The 18,922-nt window shown below is 75.0% G+C and carries 12 protein-coding genes and 1 pseudogene; 8 read left to right on the forward strand and 5 right to left on the reverse strand.

The genetic code is table 11. The features are described from left to right. Positions 1 to 622 (reverse strand): annotated as a pseudogene (locus ABD323_RS02075) (hypothetical protein); the annotation flags it as partial. A 43-nt stretch (positions 623 to 665) separates the two neighbouring features. Continuing rightward, positions 666 to 2,627, reverse strand: a complete 1,962-nt coding sequence (locus ABD323_RS02080; RefSeq protein WP_344438316.1) for a serine/threonine-protein kinase — start codon at positions 2,625 to 2,627, stop codon at positions 666 to 668. Positions 2,628 to 2,941: 314 nt separating this feature from the next. Here ABD323_RS02080 and ABD323_RS02085 point away from each other — a divergent pair, with 314 nt between their 5' ends. Further along, positions 2,942 to 3,562, forward strand: coding sequence for a hypothetical protein (locus tag ABD323_RS02085; RefSeq protein WP_344438318.1), 621 nt, complete (start codon positions 2,942 to 2,944; stop codon positions 3,560 to 3,562). Between the two features lie 34 nt (positions 3,563 to 3,596). Here the strand turns inward: ABD323_RS02085 and ABD323_RS02090 are convergent, their stop codons facing one another. After that, complete coding sequence (locus tag ABD323_RS02090; RefSeq protein ID WP_344438320.1) at positions 3,597 to 4,805, reverse strand: glycosyltransferase family 4 protein; 1,209 nt, start codon at positions 4,803 to 4,805, stop codon at positions 3,597 to 3,599. Positions 4,806 to 5,052: 247 nt separating this feature from the next. Here ABD323_RS02090 and ABD323_RS02095 point away from each other — a divergent pair, with 247 nt between their 5' ends. Both ABD323_RS02095 and ABD323_RS02100 read left to right on the forward strand, forming a co-directional pair. Beyond that, a complete protein-coding gene (locus tag ABD323_RS02095) occupies positions 5,053 to 5,820 on the forward strand; it encodes a Mut7-C RNAse domain-containing protein (protein ID WP_425555831.1) in 768 nt (255 codons plus the stop codon). Between the two features lie 61 nt (positions 5,821 to 5,881). After that, complete coding sequence (locus ABD323_RS02100) at positions 5,882 to 6,610, forward strand: Mut7-C RNAse domain-containing protein (RefSeq protein ID WP_344438323.1); 729 nt, start codon at positions 5,882 to 5,884, stop codon at positions 6,608 to 6,610. Between the two features lie 33 nt (positions 6,611 to 6,643). On the opposite strand, the gene ABD323_RS02105 is transcribed toward ABD323_RS02100, so the two are convergent. Further along, complete coding sequence (locus ABD323_RS02105; protein ID WP_344438325.1) at positions 6,644 to 7,423, reverse strand: leucyl/phenylalanyl-tRNA--protein transferase; 780 nt, start codon at positions 7,421 to 7,423, stop codon at positions 6,644 to 6,646. Next, positions 7,420 to 10,893 carry an amino acid adenylation domain-containing protein gene (locus ABD323_RS02110; protein WP_344438327.1) on the reverse strand — a complete coding sequence of 1,158 codons (3,474 nt, stop codon included), beginning with the start codon at positions 10,891 to 10,893 and terminating at the stop codon, positions 7,420 to 7,422. The genes ABD323_RS02105 and ABD323_RS02110 overlap by 4 nt, the downstream gene beginning before the upstream one ends. 477 nt (positions 10,894 to 11,370) lie before the next feature. Between ABD323_RS02110 and ABD323_RS02115 the strand changes: the two genes are divergently transcribed. The 5 genes from ABD323_RS02115 to ABD323_RS02135 all read left to right on the forward strand — a co-directional run bounded on the left by ABD323_RS02115 (position 11,371) and on the right by ABD323_RS02135 (position 18,709). Further along, complete coding sequence (locus tag ABD323_RS02115) at positions 11,371 to 14,571, forward strand: EAL domain-containing protein (protein ID WP_344438329.1); 3,201 nt, start codon at positions 11,371 to 11,373, stop codon at positions 14,569 to 14,571. A gap of 186 nt (positions 14,572 to 14,757) precedes the next feature. Then, positions 14,758 to 16,524: an LCP family protein gene (locus ABD323_RS02120; RefSeq protein WP_344438331.1), complete on the forward strand. Its 1,767-nt coding sequence runs from the start codon at positions 14,758 to 14,760 to the stop codon at positions 16,522 to 16,524. Positions 16,525 to 16,798: 274 nt separating this feature from the next. Further along, positions 16,799 to 17,014 carry a CbtB domain-containing protein gene (locus tag ABD323_RS02125; protein ID WP_425555832.1) on the forward strand — a complete coding sequence of 72 codons (216 nt, stop codon included), beginning with the start codon at positions 16,799 to 16,801 and terminating at the stop codon, positions 17,012 to 17,014. Between the two features lie 28 nt (positions 17,015 to 17,042). Beyond that, positions 17,043 to 17,921, forward strand: a complete 879-nt coding sequence (locus ABD323_RS02130) for a CbtA family protein (protein ID WP_344438333.1) — start codon at positions 17,043 to 17,045, stop codon at positions 17,919 to 17,921. Beyond that, positions 17,918 to 18,709: a (2Fe-2S)-binding protein gene (locus ABD323_RS02135; protein ID WP_344438335.1), complete on the forward strand. Its 792-nt coding sequence runs from the start codon at positions 17,918 to 17,920 to the stop codon at positions 18,707 to 18,709. The genes ABD323_RS02130 and ABD323_RS02135 overlap by 4 nt, the downstream gene beginning before the upstream one ends. Positions 18,710 to 18,922 lie beyond the last annotated feature (213 nt).

The raw sequence follows: 18,922 nt of genomic DNA on the forward strand, positions 1-18,922 counted from the left end.
CCCCCAACTCAACCACCATCGGCCGACCGTACTGCTGCCAGGCCCAGTACCCGAGAGCGGCCAGCAGCGCGAGCGGCAGCGGCAGGAGCAGCCAGCGCCGCCAACGGCGCTTGCGGGGCGGTTCGGCGGTGCCGTGCCAGACGGCGGCGGCCTGCTCGGGGACCACGGTGGCACCGGTCGGCACACCGGGGCCGAACCGGCGCAGCCCGTCCGGGTCCGCGGCCGGAACCGGGGCCTGCGGTGCGGCCTCGTCCGGGTCGGGCAGCACCACGGTGGCGCCCGACACGGCGGCGGCGTTGGGCAGTTCGACCGTGCTGCCCGGCGTCGGCCAGACCTCGCCGTCGAGGTAGGTGGCGCTGTCCGCGTCCGCGGCCGGTGCGAACCGTACGGTCTGCGCGGTGGAGGGGTCGGCAGCCGGCGCCTTGCCCAGGTTCACCGTCGGCGCGGGGCCCACCAGGGCCAGGCGCGGATCGACGACCGGCGGCCGGCCCAGCACCACCGTGCGGTCGGGCCCCGGCGCCGCGTCGAGGCGCACGGTGCGGTCGAGTTCCGCGGGCTGCGGGCCCTGCGGCGGCTGGGCAACGGACTCGGTGAGGTCGGGGTCCTGCGGGCGTGGCGTCATGATGGCTTCCTGGCGGCGTGCGGGTTCGTGGGGGCGGCGGGGGTCAGCGGGGCGGGTTGCAGGTGAACGCGTAGATGGACTGACTCGCCGAGGCTCGCGGATACGGCGCCGAGGCCTGCAGTACCCACTGAGTAGCGTTGCCGGTGAAGCTGTGCGTGACCGGTATCTGGGCCTTGGTCTGCCCCTTGAGCAGGGGGTATCCCTCAGCTTTGCCGCTGGCGGCACCGTCGGCGGACCAATTGACGTTCAGCGTGCCATTGGCGGCGCCGTCCGAGGCCACCGTGATCGTGGCGGAGATGGTGGTGGTGTTGACGCATTGGATGGGGCTGATCTGTATCGACGTCACGTGCAGCACGGCCGGCGGGCTGCTGGAGGGCGAGCTGGACGGTGAGGTCGAGGGCTTCGTCGGGCTCGCGCTCGGCGTCGGCGTGGCGCTGCCCGGCAGCGTGGGCGGCGCCGTGGTCGGCGCGCCCGTGGTCGGGGCCGCACCCGTCGGTGCCGGGGCGCCCGGGAGCGTCGGGGCGCCCGGGGTGCTGGTGCCCGGCGTCGGGGCCTTGGTGGTCGCCGAGGCCGAGGCCGTCGTACTGGCCGACGCCGAAGCCGAGGCCGAGGCCGAGGCCGACGGGGTGGGGGAGTCCGACGGCGAGGCGGAGGGCGACGCGGAGGGCAGGGCGTCGGCCCACGGGGTCGTGGTCACCACCCCGCCCGGCCCCAGCGTGGTGGTCAGCTCGGGCACCGGCGCGGACAGCGAGGTCACGCCGGCGGCGTCCGAGCCGTCGGCCACCGCGATCCGGGCCATGGTGCCGGCCAGCAGGACCGCCCCCACCGCGCCGGCCACCACCCGCACCCGCCGGCTCACGCGCGGGCGCCGCTCGCGGGAGCGCTGCGACCACTCGGCGTCCTCGTCCACCCCGGAGAAGGCCGCGAAGCCGGCGAACCCGGCCGGCGCGAAGGTGCCGACCGCCGAGCCGCCCGCGCCGAGCACGGTGGTCGCCAGCGCCGTGGTGCCGGCGCCGGCGGCCCCGCCGGAGGGGAGCAGCACCAGCGGCAGCAGCGCCACCAGCGCGGCCAGCGCGTTGCGCCCGCGCTCCTCCCACTCCTCGCCGTACCCGGCGCGGGCCACCCGCTCCAGTTCCTCGACCAGCGCGGCCGCACTGGCCGGGCGCTCCTCGGGCGTCTTGGCCAGCCCGGCCCGGATCAGCGGCCGGACCGGCGCGGGGGCGAGCTCGTCGGGGATCGGCGCCTCGGTGTGCTGGACCGCCAGTTCGGCGATGGTGGTGCCGCTGTAGGGCTTGGCGCCGGTGAGGCACTCGAAGAAGGTGGCGGTGGCCGCGTAGACGTCGGCGCTGGGCGAGGCGGGCCGGCCGGCCCACTGCTCGGGCGCCATGTAGACGGGGGTGCCGGCGATGCCCGGGGTCTCGCCGTCGCGGGCCGCGATGCCGAAGTCGACCAGCTTGGAGCTGCCGTCGGCCGCGACCAGCACGTTCTCCGGCTTGTAGTCGCGGTGCACCACGCCGGCCGCGTGCGCGGCGGCCAGGCCGAGCAGCGAGCCCTTGAGCACCACCAGCGCGGCCTCCGGCGTGGTGGCGCCCTCCTGGCGCAGCAGCGCGCGCAGCGCGAGGCCGTCCACCAGCTCCATCACGATCGCCGCGCCCTGCGGCCCCTCGACGTACTCGTAGAGCTCGGCCACCTGCGGCGAGCGCAGGCCACCGAGCAGCACCGCCTCGGCCCGGAACGCGGTGGTGTCGCCGACCGCGCCGCTCAGGTACTTGATCGCGACCCGGGTCCCGGTGGCGTCGTGCCGGGCCAGCACCACCCGGCCGCTGGCCCCGGCGCCGAGCTCGCGCTCCTGGGTGTAGCCGGGCAGCGTCCACGGACCGTCGGCCGCGGTCGCGGCGGCCTGGGCGGCGCCGGCCTCGGCGCCGGCCTCAGGGCTGACCCCGGCGCCGCCCTCGGCTCCGTCCTCGCCCCGGTCCTCGGCTCTGTCGTCGCTCTGGCCGTCCATCGTCCGTCTCTCTCGTCAGGCGGTCGGTGCCGCGGGTACCGCTGGCTCGCTTCGCGCGCCGGCCGCGGGGTGTGCGGCGTTGCCAGCGACGTGAACCGTAGGGCCCGGGGTTCCCGCCCGAGGCGGATTCCAGGTCACGATTCGGGTGCTTCGCATGCGCTCCCAGATCCCTTCGTACACAAGGGAGTTGCGGTGCGCGGCAGCCCCCCGGGCCGGACGGCCGGACGGGGCTCGCCCGACTGTACGATGCGCGCCGGAGCGCAGCACAACGCGGGACGGCGCGGGAGGGCGCACGACAGGGACAGGGAGTCGATGTGTTCGGGATCGGACTTTTGCTGTGCGTGCTGCTCGGCGTCGAGATCGGCGGCGTGGTGGCCGGGATCCCGGGTCTCGGCAGCGGCGACGTGGCACTCTTCGTGATCGGCGTGAACCTGGTGCCGTGGACGGCGATCGCCGGCCTCGGTCTGCTGTACGGGGGCCTGCGCCGCCGACGCGGACTCGACCGGCCCGGGCCCACCCGGGCCGCGCCCGCCAAGGTGGAGTCGTCCCGGGCGGTCAGCGAGGGGCCCGACCCCCGGCTGCTGCTGGACCTCACGGTGGCACCGGCGGACCGGCCGGCCTACCGGGTCGAGGTGCGCGTGACGGTGAACATCATGGACCTGGACGACTTCCGCGCCGGCAGGATCGTGCTCGTCGACTACGAGCCCGACCGGCCGTGGCGGGTGACCGCCCGCCCGCGCCGCGACTCCGAGTGGACCGACCGGGTCCTGCTCGCCAAGATCGACAGCGCCCCGCCGGAGACCCGCCTGCGCGAGCCGGTCCGGGTCGGCGGCAGCGCCACCCGCTTCGCCGTGCCGGCGGTGGCCGCCGGCATCCTGCTCTCCCTCGGCCCCCTCTGGTCCTCCTGGTCCCACTGGTCCACCTGGGGCCCGTGACCCCCTCCCCGGAACCCCGCGCCCGGCCCGGCCCTCAGGTGGTGGGCAGCGGGGTCTCGGGGGAGAGCAGGTCGGTCAGGTGGCGGGCGGAGGCGTCCCAGGACCAGGAGTCGCGGACCCAGGCGCGGCCGGCCTCGCCCATCCGCGCCACCTGCGGGTCCAGCAGGGTGGCGGTCAGGGCCCGGGCGACCGCGGCCGGGTCGGTGCCGTCCACCACGTGGCCGGTGCGGCCGTCCAGGACGGTGTCCGGGGCACCGCCCGAGTCACCGACCACCACCGGCAGGCCGCTGGCGGCCGCCTCCAGGAAGACGATGCCCAGGCCCTCGGCCTCCAGGCCGGCCTTGCGGGTGCGGCAGGGCATCGCGAAGACGTCGGCCGCCGCGTAGTACGGCGGCGTCTCGGCGTGCTTCTTGCCGCCGACGAAGACCACCGAACCGTTGCCGTGGCGCTGCGCGAGCTTGCGCAGCCGCGGTTCGTGGGAACCCTGGCCGACCAGCACCAGCACCGCCTCCGGCACCGTGCGCTGTATCAGCGGCAGGGCCTTGATCAGGGTGTCCTGGCCCTTGCGGGGCACCAGCCGGGCCACGCACAGGATGACCCGCTTGCCCTGCAGCCCGAGCTGCGCGCGGACGTCGGCGCCCGCCGAGGCGGCCGAGGCGGCCGGTACGCCGGCCGACCCGGTCGACGGCTCGCAGGACAGCTGGACGGACAGCTCGGCGGCCGGCTGGAAGACCTCGGCGTCCACGCCGGGCACCAGACGGCTCATGCTGGCGCGCGGGCCGAGCGAGGCCTCTATCCGGCTGCGGGTGTACTGGCCCAGGTAGGTCACCACGTCCACGTCGTCGCCGATCCGGCGCATCATCCGGCGGGCGCCGGGCAGCATCGCCCACCAGATCTCGTGGCCGTGCGTGGTCGCCACGATCCGCCGGACGCCGTTGCGGCGCAGGGTCGGTGCCATCAGCGCCAGCGGCGCGGCCGCGCCGAACCAGACCCGGTCGCAGCCGTGCGCCCTGGCCACCTCGACGGCCCGACGGGTGACCCGCGCGGTCGGCAGCAGGGTGCGGGCGGTGTCGCGGACCACCGGGAACGGCAGCTTCGCGTCGTAGGCGGCGTCACCGGGCTCGTGCGAGGTGTAGACGACGAGGTCCTCGGCCGGCATGCGCGTGGTCATGGCGTGGACGAAGGTCTCGATGCCGCCCTGGCGGGGCGGGAAGTCGTTGGTGATGACCAGGGTGGAGCCCATGAGTTGCGTCGTTCCTTCACAGCGAGGTGCTCTCGTCCCGGCGGATTCCGGGTCGGCCAGGTCGAACTCGGCGCGTCGACCGGGGAGTTCACCGGCGCCTCGGCTCGAGGCACCGGCCTGCGGCGCCCGGCCTCCACCCGACCCCCGCTCCCCACCGGTCTCCGATCCTAAGGGGGGCCCGTTCGTGCCCCGACAGGTGGGCACGATCCCCTCGCAGCGGCCCGCATCGCGCTGCCATGCTGACCCGGTGGAAGAACAGGTCGACAAACGGGCGGAGAGCCAGGTGGGCAGACGGGCGCAGATCGGCCTCAGCCTGGCCCCCGAGCTGCACGGGCTCGTCGCCGCCCGGCACCGCGAGCGGCACGCGCCGGTGGCCGCCGACGGCGCCGCGACGCTCGGGCAGCTGGTGGAGTCGCTGGGGGTCCCGCTGACCGAGGTCGGCGCCCTGCTCGTGGACGGCCGCCCGGTCCCCGCCTCGCACCTGCCCGCCGACGGCGAGCGGGTCACCGTCCAGGGCGTCAGCCGCCCCCAGCCGCTGCCCGGCCCCGCCCGCTTCCTGCTCGACGTCCACCTCGGCACCCTCGCCCGCCGCCTGCGGCTGCTGGGGGTCGACACCGCCTACGAGAACCCGGACATCGGCGACGCCGCGCTCGCCGCCCGCTCGGCCGCCGACCGCCGGGTGCTGCTCTCGCGCGACCGCGGCCTGCTGCGGCGCCGGGAGCTGTGGGCCGGCGCGATCGTCCACCGTCGCCGGCCCGCCGAGCAACTGGCCGAGGTGCTCGCCCGGTTCGCGCCACCGCTGGCCCCCTGGACGCGCTGCGTCTTCTGCAACGGCCCGCTGCGCACGACCGGCCAGGAGCCGCAGTGCCGGCAGTTGCCCGACGGCACCGTGCGCCGCCACGGCGCCTTCGCCCGGTGCGACGACTGCGGCATGTACTGCTTCCACGGCGCCCACCACGAGCGCGAGCGGGCGATGGTCGACGAGGTCCTGCGGACACTCGGCGTTCACCGCTGAGCCCCGGCAGCACCCCACAATTGCCTGGCAGCGGCCCCGGTCACACTGCCATGCTGGCCGGGTGGAGAGACCCGAGATCAGCCTGGACCTGGCCGCCGAGCTGCACCTGTTCGTCGGTGCACGGCACCGCGGCGAGCACGCGGTGGTGCGCAGCGACGGCGCCGCGACCCTCGGGCACCTGGTGGAGTCGCTGGGGATCCCGCTGACCGAGGTCGGCGCCCTGCTCGTGGACGGCCGCCCGGTGCCCACCTCGCACCTGCCCGCCGACGGCGAGCGGGTCACCGTCCAGGGCGTCAGCCGCCCCCAGCCGCTGCCCGGCCCCGCCCGCTTCCTGCTCGACGTCCACCTCGGCACCCTCGCCCGCCGCCTGCGGCTGCTCGGCGTGGACGCCGCCTACGAGAACCCCGACATCGGCGACGCCGCGCTCGCCGCCCGCTCGGCCGCCGACCGCCGGGTGCTGCTCTCGCGCGACCGCGGCCTGCTGCGGCGCCGGGAGCTGTGGGCCGGCGCGTACGTCTACAGCCACCGGCCGGACGAGCAACTGACCGACGTGCTCTCCCGGTTCGCGCCACCGCTGGCCCCCTGGACGCGCTGCACCGCCTGCAACGGGGTGCTGCGCACGGCCGCCAAGGACGCGGTGCACGCGCAGCTGCGCGACGGCACCGAGCGGTCCTACGACGCCTTCGCGCAGTGCACCGCGTGCGCCCAGGTCTACTGGCGCGGCGCCCACCACGCCCACCTCAACGCGATCGTGGACGACGCCCTGCGCACCGTCGGCGCCCACCGCTGAGCCGGGCCCGCTCCGCGGCAGGCCCGTACGGCCTCAGGCCAGCCGGGCGGCCGGGCGGGGCGCCGCGGGCAGCGGGTGGCCGGCGGCGGGCTCGCGCAGGGTGCTCAGGTAGCGGTCCCGGGTGATCGGGACGGCGCCCAGGCTGCGGATGTGCGGGCTGTCCCACTGGGCGTCCAGCAGGCGCCCGCCGGCCTCGGCGAACCGGGCCGCGAGGTCGGCGATCGCCACCCGGGCCGCGTCCGGGCGGCGGTTGAACATCGAGTCCAGGCTGAGCACCGGCCCGACCCGCAGCCCGAACGCGCCGCCGATCAACTCCCCGTCGACGCCGTCCTCCCAGACCTCCACGCTGTGCGCCCAACCGCTCTCGTGCAGGTGTCCCAGGCCCGCCCGCAGCTCGCCGGTGAGCCAGTGCTGCTCGCGGCCGGCCGTGCAGCCGGCCACCACCGCGGTGAACGCCCGGTCCAGACTGGTCGACCAGGCCAGCTTGTTGCGCAGTCGGCGGGCCAGCCGGCTGCCGAGCCGGACCCGGTCCAGCCGGATCACCGGGCGCGGGTCCGGGGACCACCAGGCCACCCGGTAGGGGGTCTGGTCGTCCTCGCCCAGCAGCGCGATGGCGCCGGCGGCGACCTGGTCCTCGAAGAGCACCTCGTTGAGGCTGCGGGCGTACTCGTCGGCGGCCGGCAGCGGGAAGAGGCCGCAGCGGTAGGCGGCCAGCAGGCCCTCGGAGCTGAGGTCGGCGCAGAACGCGGCGGGCGCGTCACCGGGCGCGCCGGCCAGGTCCAGCGCGTCCCAGGCGGGCCGGGCGGCGCTCACCGCGCCCGTCCCCTCCGCTCGGGGACGCCGGCGGCGTCAGGCCTCAGGGCACCGGCAGCACCGGCCTCAGCGGCGTCAACGGCGTCGGCGGCGTCGGAGCGGGGCGAGACCCGGGCCGGCGGCGCCAGCCAGCCGCTGGACTGCAGGTGGTCGAGGTAGAGGTCGAGCAGCGCGTCGTCCACCGGCGGCAGCTCGATCCCGCTGCCGCGCAGCGCCCGCTGCGCGTTGGCGTGGTCGAAGAGCGGGAAGGTCGGCCGGAAGTACATCTCGCTGATGGACAGTTCGCTGCCCGGGCAGCGGTCCACGAAGAGCGGGACGAACGGCGTCATCGGGTGGGTCGGGTGCCCGGCCGCGAACCGCACCAGCCCCTCCACCCAGAGCGGGTAGGGCTGTTCCTCGACCGGGTGACCGCGGGCCCGCAGCCGCTGGGCGAGCACGCTCAGCGGCACCGGCCGCGGGCTGGCCAGGTGGTAGACCTCCCCGGTGGCCGGGGCGTGGGCGGCCAGGTGCGCCAGCGCCCGGCTGAACCGGTCGGCCGGCACGAAGTCGAGCAGCAGCCGCACGTCGGGGCAACTGCCGGTGTCCGCAACGTACTTGATCAGGGCGCAGATCTCGGTGCCGGTGTTCATCGCACCGGTGGTCAGGTCGCCGGTGACGTCGTTGGTCCGCACGATGGTGACCGGCAGGCCGGCCGCGGCGGCGTTGTGCAGCAGCTGCTCGGCCGCCCACTTGCTCTCCACGTAGCCCACCCCCAGCCGGTCCGGGTGGTCCAGCGGGGTCCCCTCGCCGACCTCGGCCACCCCGGCCGCACCGAATCCGGCCAGCACCGCCAGGGTGGAGAGGTAGTGCACGGGTATCCCCCGGGCGTGCCCGGCCAGCCGGACCACCTCCCGGGTGGCCGCCACGTTCGGTGCCCGCAACTGGTGGTAGGGGTAGATGAAGTTGACCTGCCCGCCCAGGTGGTGGATCGCGTCCAGGCTGAGCGCCAGTTGCTCGAAGCGCTGCTCGCTCAGGCCCAGCCGCGGTTGGGCGAGGTCGCCGACCACCGGCAGCACCCGGTCGGAGACCAGGTCGCGACGGAGGAAGCGCTGGTGCGCGGAGCGCAGCCGCTCCAGCGCGTGCTCCTCGTCCGGGGCGCGGACCAGGCAGTGGATCCGGGCGTCCGTCTCGGCGAGCAGGGTGTCCAGCAGGTGCACGCCGCAGAAGCCGGTCGCCCCGGTCAGCAGCAGCTCGGCCGGCCGCTCGCGGCGCGGGCGCGGGTGGCCGCCGGTGCGCTGCAGGCCGTCGCCCAGGGCCGCGTCGGCCAGTGCGTCCACCGAGCCGCCCGCGGCGGCGACCGCGCCGGCCCGCGCGGTGTCGATCGCGGCGGCGAACGCGGTCATCCGCGGGTCGCGCAGCAGTGAGCGGGTCAGGAAGCGGATCCGGGTCACCTCGATGCCGAACATGATCCGGGCCCGCGCCAGCATCTCCATCAGCAGCAGCGAGTTGCCGCCGAGCGCGAAGAAGTCGTCGCCGTCGTGGACCTGCTCGACGCCGAGCACCTCCGACCAGAGCTGGGCCACCCCGCGGCGGGCGGCGCTGGAGCCGGTCGCGCCGTTCGAGCCGTTCACCCCGCTCACACCACCCGCGCCCGCGCCACCCGCACCGCCCGCGCGGGCGGCCGCGCCGTCCACCTCCTGGGCCCGGCGGCGCAGCAGGGGCTCGCTGCGCGGCAGCCGGCGGCGGTCGATCTTGCCGGCCGGGGTCAGCGGCATCCGGTCCAGCAGCACGAACTCGGCGGGCACCATGAACTCCGGCAGCCGCTCGGCCAGGTAGCGGCGCAGGCCGGCCCGGCGGGAGCCGGCGTCGGTGTCGGTGCGGTCGGCCAGGGTGTAGAAGGCGGTCAGGGTCCGCTCGCTCTCGCCGCCCTCGTCCGGGCAGACCCGCACCATCCGCACCGAGGGGTGGGCCGCCAGCACCGACTCGACCTCGATCGGGTCGACCCGGAAGCCGCGCACCTTGACCTGGTCGTCGAAGCGGCCCAGCAACTCCAGGTTGCCGTCCGGGCGCCAGCGGCCGGCGTCCCCGGTGCGGTACATCCGCTCGCCGGGCACGTCCGCGTACGGGTCGGGCAGGAAGCGTTCGGCGGTCAGGCCCGGGCGCCCCCAGTAGCCGAGCGCCACGCCGGGGCCGCCGAGGTGGATCTCGCCCTTCTCGCCGGGGCGCACCGGGCGCAGCTCGGCGTCCAGCAGGTGCACCCGGGTGCCGGGCAGCGGTTTGCCGATCGGCACCGGCGCGGCGGGCGCGGCGTCCAGGACGGCGAGGGTCACCTCGCCGAGGGTGGAGGTGACCGCGGCCTCGGTCACCCCGTAGGCGTTGACCAGCCGGGCGGCGGGCAGCCGGCGCAGACAGGTGCGGCAGTCGTCGGCGTGCACGGTGTCACCGCCGACGATCACTAACCGCAGGCCCAGCGGGGTCGGGTCGTGGTCCGGGAGCAGGCTCAGGAAGTGGTGCCAGTAGGCGGGGGTGAGGTCGGCCACGGTGATCCCCAGCCGCGGCAGCCGGTCGAGCAGGTCCGTGGGCGCCCAGGTGGTGGCGCCGCCGAGCACCAGGGTGGCGCCGCTGAGCAGCGTGGCGAAGATCTGCTCCAGCGAGGTGTCGAAGCCCAGCGCCGCGAGCTGGAGCACCCGGTCGCCCGGCGCCAGGGCGTAGGCGTCGGCCACCCGCTCCAGGGTGAAGACCAGCGAGCGGTGCGCCACCAGCACGCCCTTGGGCGTCCCGGTGGTGCCGGAGGTGTAGATCAGGTAGGCCGGGTCGGTGGCCAGGGCCGGGTCGGGCGGCGGTTCCCGGTCGGCCTCGGGGCTCGGCTCGCGCTGCTCCTCCACCACCACGGTGGCGGCCGGGCCCCCGGCGAAGCGCCGCCGGTGCCCGCGGCTGGTGAGCAGCAGCTCGGCGCCGCTGTCCTGCACCAGCTGGACGAGCCGGCGGTCGGGATGGGTCGGGTCGAGCGGCAGGTAGGCGCCGCCGGCCTTGAGCACCGCCAGCAGGGCCACCACCAGGTCCGCGCCGCGCGGCAGGCAGACCGGCAGCACCGCCCCGGGACGCATCCCGAGGCCCAGCAGCTCGCGGGCCAGCCGGTCGCTGCGGGCGTCCAGCTCGCGGTAGCTGAGCTCGCCGTCCTCGGCGAGCACGGCGAGGGCCTGCGGGGCGCGGGCGGCCTGCGCCCGATCGGGCGGGTGGGCCGGCGCGCCGCCGCCCGGGCCGCCACCCGGCGCGCCGCCGTCCGGGCCCCCGTCCACCGCGCCGGGCGCGGTGGGGCGCAGTTCCGTCCAGCGTTTCTCCACCTCGGCCACGCAGGCGCGGCGCGAGTCGGCGGCGAACACCGTCCGCCAGCCGGCCGGAGTCGGCAGATGACCGGGCCAGAGCGCATACTGTCCGCCGCCGTTGCGCAGAACTGCGTGGCGGCCGCCACTGTCGGGTAGGGCACCCATCGGTTCGTCCACGGTCGTGACCTCGGGGGGTTTGTCGCACTGGCGCGGTCGGGGTGTGCGGCGAGGTCGGGCCGACCTCGCCGTCGCGCTGAATTGCGGCGGAAAAGGCACCGGGAGATCGGGCGGTGCGCTCCACGAGCACCGGGCGCGCTGCCCACCCTCCCGACTATACTCACGATAGATGCCGCACGGTGCCCGAGCCGACGGCCGGACCGGACTCCGATCAGTTCGGACTTCCGAATTCCCGTCCAGGGATATTCCGGCGCCCGCCGGCCGGTTTCCGAAAGGCCGTTCCGCCGGGACATTCCCGCCCGAAGCGGCTCCCGTCCGACGCGGTTCACGACCCGACGCAATTCCCCGATCCGAAGCCGTTCAACCGCCCCGAAGCCGTTTACCGGACCACACCGCCGAATCCCGAGCGCAGCGGTTTCCCGCCGGGAATTGCCTTTCGGCGATGTCGCTGAGGAGGTCGCACTCTTGACGCGCCGACGACAGCAGCTGATGGCCTGCTACCTGCTGTGGATGGTGGTCCTCACCAGCATCTACTACGAGTACCCGGACCAGCGGATCATCTGGTGGACCGGCATCGGGCTGAGCAGCGCGATCGCGATCGTGATCGGTGTGCGGCTCAACCGCCCCTCGCACCCGTTGCCCTGGCTGCTCCTGGCGCTGGCGAACCTCAGCTTCACCGCCGGCGAGGTCGTCCAGGTGGTGCAGAACGACTACCTGCACCTGGACAACCCCTTCCCCTCGCTGGCCGACGGCTTCTACCTCGCCGAGTACCTGCTCTACGCGATCGGCGTCTGGCTCTTCATCCGCTGGCGCACCGCCCACCGGGACTGGGCCAGCCTGATCGACGCGCTGACCCTGACCGTGGGCCTGGGACTGCTGGTCTGGATCTACCTGATCCTGCCGAACGTGCACACCGCCGGACTGACCTGGGTGCAGAAGGCGATCTCGATCGCCTACCCGCTGGGCGACATCCTGATCCTGGCCATGCTGCTGCGCCTGCTGGTGCCGCGCGGCGGCAAGAGCCCGGCCCTGCTGCTGCTCACCTTCGGCACGGTGGGCCTGCTGGTCTCCGACATCCTGTACGGCCTGATCCAGCTGCACGGCACCTGGCGGATCGGCACCCCGGTCGACCTGGGCTGGGCGGTGCTGTACTGCGCCTGGGGCGCGGCGGCGCTGCACCCCTCGATGCTGGAGCTGACCCGCCCCATCCCCTCCCAGCAGACCGACATCACCGCCGGCCGCCTCGCCCTGCTCACCCTCGCCTCGCTGATCGCCCCGGGGATCTTGCTGCTGGAGGCGGCGCACGGCATCACCAGCCACGCCGCGGTGATCGGCGCCTTCTCCGCGGTGCTCTTCCTGCTGGTGCTCTCCCGGCTGACCGGCATCGTGGTGGTGCACCGCCAGGCGCTGGCCCGCGAGCGCGCGCTGCGCGAGGTGGGCGGACTGCTGACCTCCGCCGTCTCCGTGGAGGAGGTGGCCGACGCGGTCCAGGCGGTGGCCACCCGCCTGATGCCCCGCGAGGACGGCCACCAGGCGCTGCTGGCGGTGAGCGAGAACGGCGTGCTGCACGTGCGCCAGGCCCGGCGCGGCACCGACCGCTGCAACGAGACCGGGGCCTCCGACCAGGTGCTCGCGCTGGCGGCGGGCCCCGAGACCCGGCTGCTGCGCACCGAGGAGCTCGGCACCGCGCTGGCCGCGAGGCTGGCCGGCATGCCCAGCGCCCTGCTCTGCCCGCTGAGCCTGGAGGAGCGGCCCTCGGGCGACCCGCTGATCGGGGCGCTGATCGTCACCGGCACCGCGCAGGAGCTCACCGCCTTATGGGGCTCCCTGGAGATCGTGGCCGCCCAGTCGGCGCTGGCCGTCGAGCGCGTGGTGCTCAGCCAGGAGGTCATCCGGCGCAACAGCGAGGCCTACTTCCGCACCCTGGTGCAGAGCGCCTCGGACGTGATCCTGATCCTGACCACCGACGACAGCATCCGGTACGCGAGCTCGTCGGCCGAGCGGGTGCTCGGCTACCCGAGCCTGGAGGGCACCCGGCTGACCGACCTGGTACCGGTCGAGGACAGCCGCGCGGTGGGCAACGCGCTGCTGCGGATGCGCGCGCGTGACCAGGCCGAGCAGCGCGAGCACTGGCGCCTGCTGCGGCACGACCGCACCCCCATCGAGGCCGAGGTGCGCTGCAACGACCTGCGCGGCGACCCCACCGTCGGCGGGCTGGTGCTCACCCTGCGCGACGTCACCGAGCAGCGCCAGATGGAGCGCGAGCTCACCCACCGGGCCTTCCACGACTCGCTGACGGGCCTGGCCAACCGGGTGCTCTTCCAGGACCGGGTGGGCCACGCGCTCTCCCGCAGCGAGCGCGGCGGCACGGTGACCGGCGTGCTCTTCATCGACCTGGACGACTTCAAGGTGGTCAACGACACCCAGGGGCACGCGGTCGGCGACGAGCTGCTGGTGGCCGTCTCGCTGCGGGTCTCCACCGCGCTGCGCACCTCGGACACCGCCGCGCGCCTGGGCGGCGACGAGTTCGCGGTGCTGGTCGAGGACGCGCTGCGCCCCGCCGACGTGGAGGCGATCGCCGACAGCGTGCTCGGCGCGCTGGCCGAGCCGTTCCGGCTCAGCTCGGGCGCGGTGCGGGTGGCCGCCAGCATCGGGGTCGCCACCACCGAGGACAGCGTGGACTCCGCCGAACTGCTCACCCACGCCGACCTCGCGCTGTACGCGGCCAAGGCGGCCGGCAAGCGGCAGTGGCGGCACTACCAGCCGGCCCTGCAGGCCGGGCTGATCGAGCGGCACGAGCTGGGCGAGCACCTGGACAGCGCGATCGCGATCGCCGACTCCGCGTTCGCCCTGCAGTACCAGCCGATCGTCGACCTGGCCACCGGCGGCCTGGTGGCCTTCGAGGCGCTGGTGCGCTGGCCGCACGTGCAGCGCGGCATGGTGCTGCCCGACGAGTTCATCCCGGTCGCCGAGGAGAGCGGGCAGATCGTCCAGCTCGGCGCCTGGGTGCTGGAGCGCGCGGTCGCCGACACCGCGTCCTGGCAGCACCTGAGCAACGGGCGGCGCCGGCGCGACCAGCGCCCGCCGCTGCAGGTCAACGTGAACGTCTCGGCCCGCCAGTTCCGCGACGCCGGCTTCGTGGACGTGGTCCGCGAGACGGTGCGCAACTCGGGGATCGCCCCCGGCACGCTCATCCTGGAGCTGACCGAGAGCGTGCTGATGCGCCGCGACGAGCGGGTGCGCGCCGACATGCAGGCGCTCGGCGAGCTCGGGGTCGGCATCGCCATCGACGACTTCGGGACCGGCTACTCCTCGCTGAGCTACCTGCGCGAGTTCCCGATCTCGATCCTGAAGATCGACAAGTCGTTCATCGACGGCCTGGCGCTCTCCCAGCAGCAGTACGCCCTGGTCGAGGGCATCGCCCGGATCGCCGACACGCTGGGCGTGCAGGTGATCGCCGAGGGCATCGAGAACACCGACCAGCGCGACCTGCTCACCTCGATGGGCTGTCCGCTGGGCCAGGGCTACCTCTTCGCCCACCCGCTGCCGGTGGACCGCGCGGTCGCGCTGGTGCGCGGGGACGCGGAGCTGGCGGGCCTGCAGACCATCCGCGGCCGCCCCGAACGGGCCCCCTCCCCCGCCGCCACACCGATCCGCCGGACCTGACCGGCCCTCGCCCGGCCCCGCGCCCGCTCCCCGCGGTGCCCGTCCCCGGCTCGCCTATAGTTGCCGGATCGCGCAATCCGGCAACCGCAGGACGCCCCGAGGCGTCTGTTCCTTGACAGGACCCGGCTCACGGCCGGGGCCGGCCAGCTGGACGCCGGACCGACCGAGGAACGAGGACGTACGGGGATGACCGAGATACCGGTGGGCCGATCCCGGGCGCGGCAACGCGGCCACGGCGGCGGCGCGGGCCTCGCGACGACGGGCGCACAGCCCGCCGCCTCGGCCGTGGTACCGGCGCAGGGCGGGCGGGCCGCGTCCCGCCGGGGCCGCGCCAAGCCGCGCCGGCGGGTGCTGCGGGTGCTCGCCTGGTCCACCGCCGGCCTGGTCCTGGTGACCGGTGGCGGGGTGGCGTACCTGTACGAGAAGTACTCGGGCAACATCCACAGCAGCCCGCTCTTCGGCGGCACCAGCGGTGACGCCGGTCACGAGAAGCCCGACGCCTTCGGCCGCACCCCGATCAACATCCTGGTGATCGGCTCCGACGCCCGCGACAACCCGGCCGACTGCGCGATCGGCGGCGACTGCGGACCGGGCGCCAACGCCGACGTGCAGATGGTCCTGCACGTCTCGGCGGACCGCAGCAACGCGACCGTGATGAGCATCCCGCGCGACGTCATGACCGAGCTGCCGGCCTGCACCGACACCGTGCACCACACCACGATGAAGGCGCAGCGCGGCCAGATCAACAGCACCCTGGACTACGGCCCGGGGTGCACGGTGGCCGCCGTGCACCAGCTCACCCAGATACCCATCGACCACTTCATCACCGTCGACTTCACCGGCGTGGTGCAGATGTCGGACGCCGTGGGCGGGGTGCCGGTCTGCGTCAGCGACAACGTCTACGACCCGTACTCGCACCTCAAGCTCAAGAAGGGCGAGCACACCCTCAAGGGCATGGCCGCCCTGCAGTTCGTCCGCACCCGGCACGGCTTCGGCGACGGCAGCGACCTGGGGCGCGCGGTGGCCCAGCACATGTTCATCGGCTCGATGGTCCGCCAGCTCAAGGGCGCCGGCACGCTGACCAACCCCGGCGCCGTGCTCTCGCTGGCCGACGCCGCCACCAAGGCGCTGACCGTCGACACCGGACTCAAGGGGATCCCCCAACTGATAGGCCTGGCCGACGACCTGAACAAGGTCCCGGCCGACCGCATCACCTTCACCACCATGCAGAACGACCCCGACACCCTCAAGGGCGAGGACGGCCGGGTGCTGGTCGCCCCGGCCGCGAAGAACCTCTTCAGCGCGATCATCAACGACCAGTCGCTGACCACCAGCACCGGCGACAAGTCCTCGGCGGCGGCCCAGGCCACCGGCGCGGGCAGCGACCCCGCCGCCGCCTCCAGCCCCGCCGCCCCGGCCACCGACCCCACCGCCGCCGGCCACCCGGCCACCTCGCCCGCCGCCGGCCTGCCGGCCCGCGACATCGAGCTGCGGGTGCGCAACGGCAGCGGCGCCGGCGGACGCGCCAACGCCGTCCAACAGGCCCTGGTCGCCAAGGGGTTCACCTCCGCCACGATCGCCAGCAACGCCCCCGCCACGGAGCGGACCACCGTCGAGTACCCGGCCGGCAAGCAGGCCCAGGCCCAGCAGGTGGCCCAGGCCATCGGACTGCCCGCCGACGCCGTGCGGCCCGGCGAGGGTACGGGCCTGACCCTGGTGATCGGCGCCGACTGGACCACCGGCACCGGCTACACCGCCCCCGGCGCGGCCCCGAGCGCACCGGCCCCGGTGGACACCCAGGCCGCGCTCAGCAACTCCGACGCCCAGACCGCCGACGACACCAGCAAGTGCGCCCAGGTCAGCCACGACAACACGGTGGCCCTCAACGGCGTCGGCATGACCCCCGTCAAGGCCTACGACCGCAGCCCGGACGTTCCCGACTCCGCCCCCTGACACCCCCTCGGCCACGCCGGGCGCCGCCCGCGCCCGGCGTACGCCCGGCGTCCGCCCGCGCTCGTGCGTACTCCTGCGTGCTCCGCGACACGTTGACGGGCCGTGCGCGCGTCCGTACTCTGCCCACAGTGATGGCATGAGGAAGCCGGTGGGAAACCGGCACGGTCGCGCCACTGTGATCGGTCCGCCCTCGAGGGCGGCCGTAGTCAGGTACTCCACCGTCACGTTGCCCCATTGACAAAGGGACGCACGATCCCCTGAAGGAGGCTCCGCTGTGAGCGGTCTGTCTGCACCCACTGCCATCCCCACCCCGGTCGTCCTGCCGGTCTCGAAGGCCGTCGTCTGGCTGGTGGGCACCGCGCTCGTCGCGCTGGCGGTCTACTACTTCATCGGCGTCGACCAGGGCGCCTACTCCGTGTTCGGCAAGGACATGCACGTCCACGAGTTCGTCCACGACGCCCGTCACTTCCTCGGCTTCCCCTGCCACTGACGATCTGCGGAAGCACGGACAACCGGACATGGAAAAAAGACTCATCCTGCGCGGCGTCCTCGCCGGCGCAGTCGCCGGGCTGCTCGCCTTCGTCTTCGCGCGGATCTTCGCCGAGCCGCAGATCAACGCCGCGATCGCCTACGAGAGCGCGCGTGACGCCGCCCAGTCCACGCTCGACAAGGCGGCCGGCCTGCCGGTCGAGGACGCCGGGCCGGACCTCTTCAGCCGCACCGTCCAGGCCAACGTCGGCATCGGCGTGGGCATGGTCTTCTTCGGCATGGCGATGGGCGCGCTGTTCGCCGTCGCCTACGCGATCTGCCTGGGCCGGGTGGGCAACCTGCGCCCGCGCACCCTGGCGCTGCTGGTGGCGGGCGGTGGCTTCGCCGGCATGTACTTCGTGCCGTTCCTGAAGTACCCGGCCAACCCGCCGTCCATCGGACACCCCGACACCATCCACGAACGCGGCAACCTCTACCTGGTGATGGTGCTCTGCTCGGTGGTCTTCCTGGTCGGCGCGGTCTGGCTGGGCAAGCGCCTGCAGGCCCGCTTCGGCAACTGGAACGCCACCCTGCTGGCCGCCGGCGCCTACGCGCTGGTGATCGGCGTGCTGATGGCCGCCCTCCCCTCGCTCGGTGAACTCTCCGACAACGTCAAGGAGTTCGGGCACCACGCGACCGAGACGCCGCTGCCGCTGAGCAACCCCGACGGCACCATCGCCTTCCCGGGGTTCCCCGCCGACACGCTCTTCTCGTTCCGCTTCTACTCGCTGGCCGCCCAGTTGCTGCTCTGGGCCTCGCTGGGCCTGGTCTTCGGGCCGATGGCCGAGCGGCTGCTCGACCCCGCCCGGGCCAAGGCCGGGGCGAAGAGCGCGGCCACGGTCCGGACGGACCCGGTCGGCGCGGCATGAGGGACCCGAACCCGGGGGCCGCGACGGCGGCTGCGCTCCGACCCCTCGGAGCCCAGCTCGCGCAGATCGCGGCCCTCGGCCCGTTCTTCGCCGTCGAGACCCACGACCCCGCCGTGCCCGCGGCGCCGCCCTGGCGGCCGATGGCCGAGCTGGTCGAGGACCCCGCCGTACCGGCCGGCCGGGCCGCCCAGGTGCGCGGCTACCTCGCGGCGGGCGGCGGGCCGCCGCTGGAGGCCGTGGAGCTGCGGGTGGCCGCCTCGGTGACCCAGCTGGGCCTGGCCGCCCGGCTGCTCTCCCCCGCGCTGGCCGCCGCCGTCCTGCACCGCGCGCTGCTGCCGATCAGCCTGACCGAGGCGCGCTGGCAGCCGGTGCCCGGCGGGATGTTCCCGCTCTCGGTCCCGCACCGCCCGCTGCCGGCCGCCGGCGCCCCGGACGAGGAGCTCGTGGGCCTGCTGGAGAGCGAGCTGCCGGCCGGCCCGATCGCCGCGCTGGCCGAGGCCCTCGCGCCGCTGTCGGTCTCGCCGCACATCCTGTGGGGCAACGTCGCCTCCGCACTCAACGGCGCGGCCACCGCGCTGGCCGCCGCCGCCCCCGAGCACGGGCCGCGGGCCCGGGAGCTGGCGGGGCGGCTGCTGGCCGGACCCACCCTGCTCGGCGCCGCCACCGGCACCGAGCCCGGCGCCCGCTTCCTGCGCCGCAGCTGCTGCCTGATCTACCGCGCCGCACCCGGCGGCGCCGGTGTCCTGTGCGGGGACTGCGTGCTGACCGAGCGCCGGGGCCACGGCTGAGGGCTGACGGCTGACGGCCGAGGGCTGAGGAGCACCGCCTGCGGACCGGCGGCGCGCCGCGGCCGGCGGCGGACCCGGACAGCACGCGCGAGGGTCCCCGCGCCACCCCTAGCGCCCCCTGTCGCAGCCCCTTTCGCGGCACCCCAGGCCCCCTGAAGTGCAGCGAGGGCAAGGTCACACCCCTAGGTTCTCCTGCTGCGCTGCTAACGGGCA

Source organism: Kitasatospora nipponensis (assembly GCF_039528135.1).
Lineage (GTDB): Bacteria > Actinomycetota > Actinomycetes > Streptomycetales > Streptomycetaceae > Kitasatospora > Kitasatospora nipponensis.

Bases quoted from the DNA above. Each gene is read 5' to 3' on its own strand.
- ABD323_RS02080 (WP_344438316.1), bottom strand. From the start codon at position 2,627: ATGGACGGCCAGAGCGACGACAGAGCCGAGGACCGGGGCGAGGACGGA.
- ABD323_RS02090 (WP_344438320.1), bottom strand. From the start codon at position 4,805: ATGGGCTCCACCCTGGTCATCACCAACGACTTCCCGCCCCGCCAGGGC.
- ABD323_RS02110 (WP_344438327.1), bottom strand. From the start codon at position 10,893: ATGGGTGCCCTACCCGACAGTGGCGGCCGCCACGCAGTTCTGCGCAAC.
- ABD323_RS02120 (WP_344438331.1), top strand. From the start codon at position 14,758: ATGACCGAGATACCGGTGGGCCGATCCCGGGCGCGGCAACGCGGCCAC.
- ABD323_RS02130 (WP_344438333.1), top strand. From the start codon at position 17,043: ATGGAAAAAAGACTCATCCTGCGCGGCGTCCTCGCCGGCGCAGTCGCC.
- ABD323_RS02135 (WP_344438335.1), top strand. From the start codon at position 17,918: ATGAGGGACCCGAACCCGGGGGCCGCGACGGCGGCTGCGCTCCGACCC.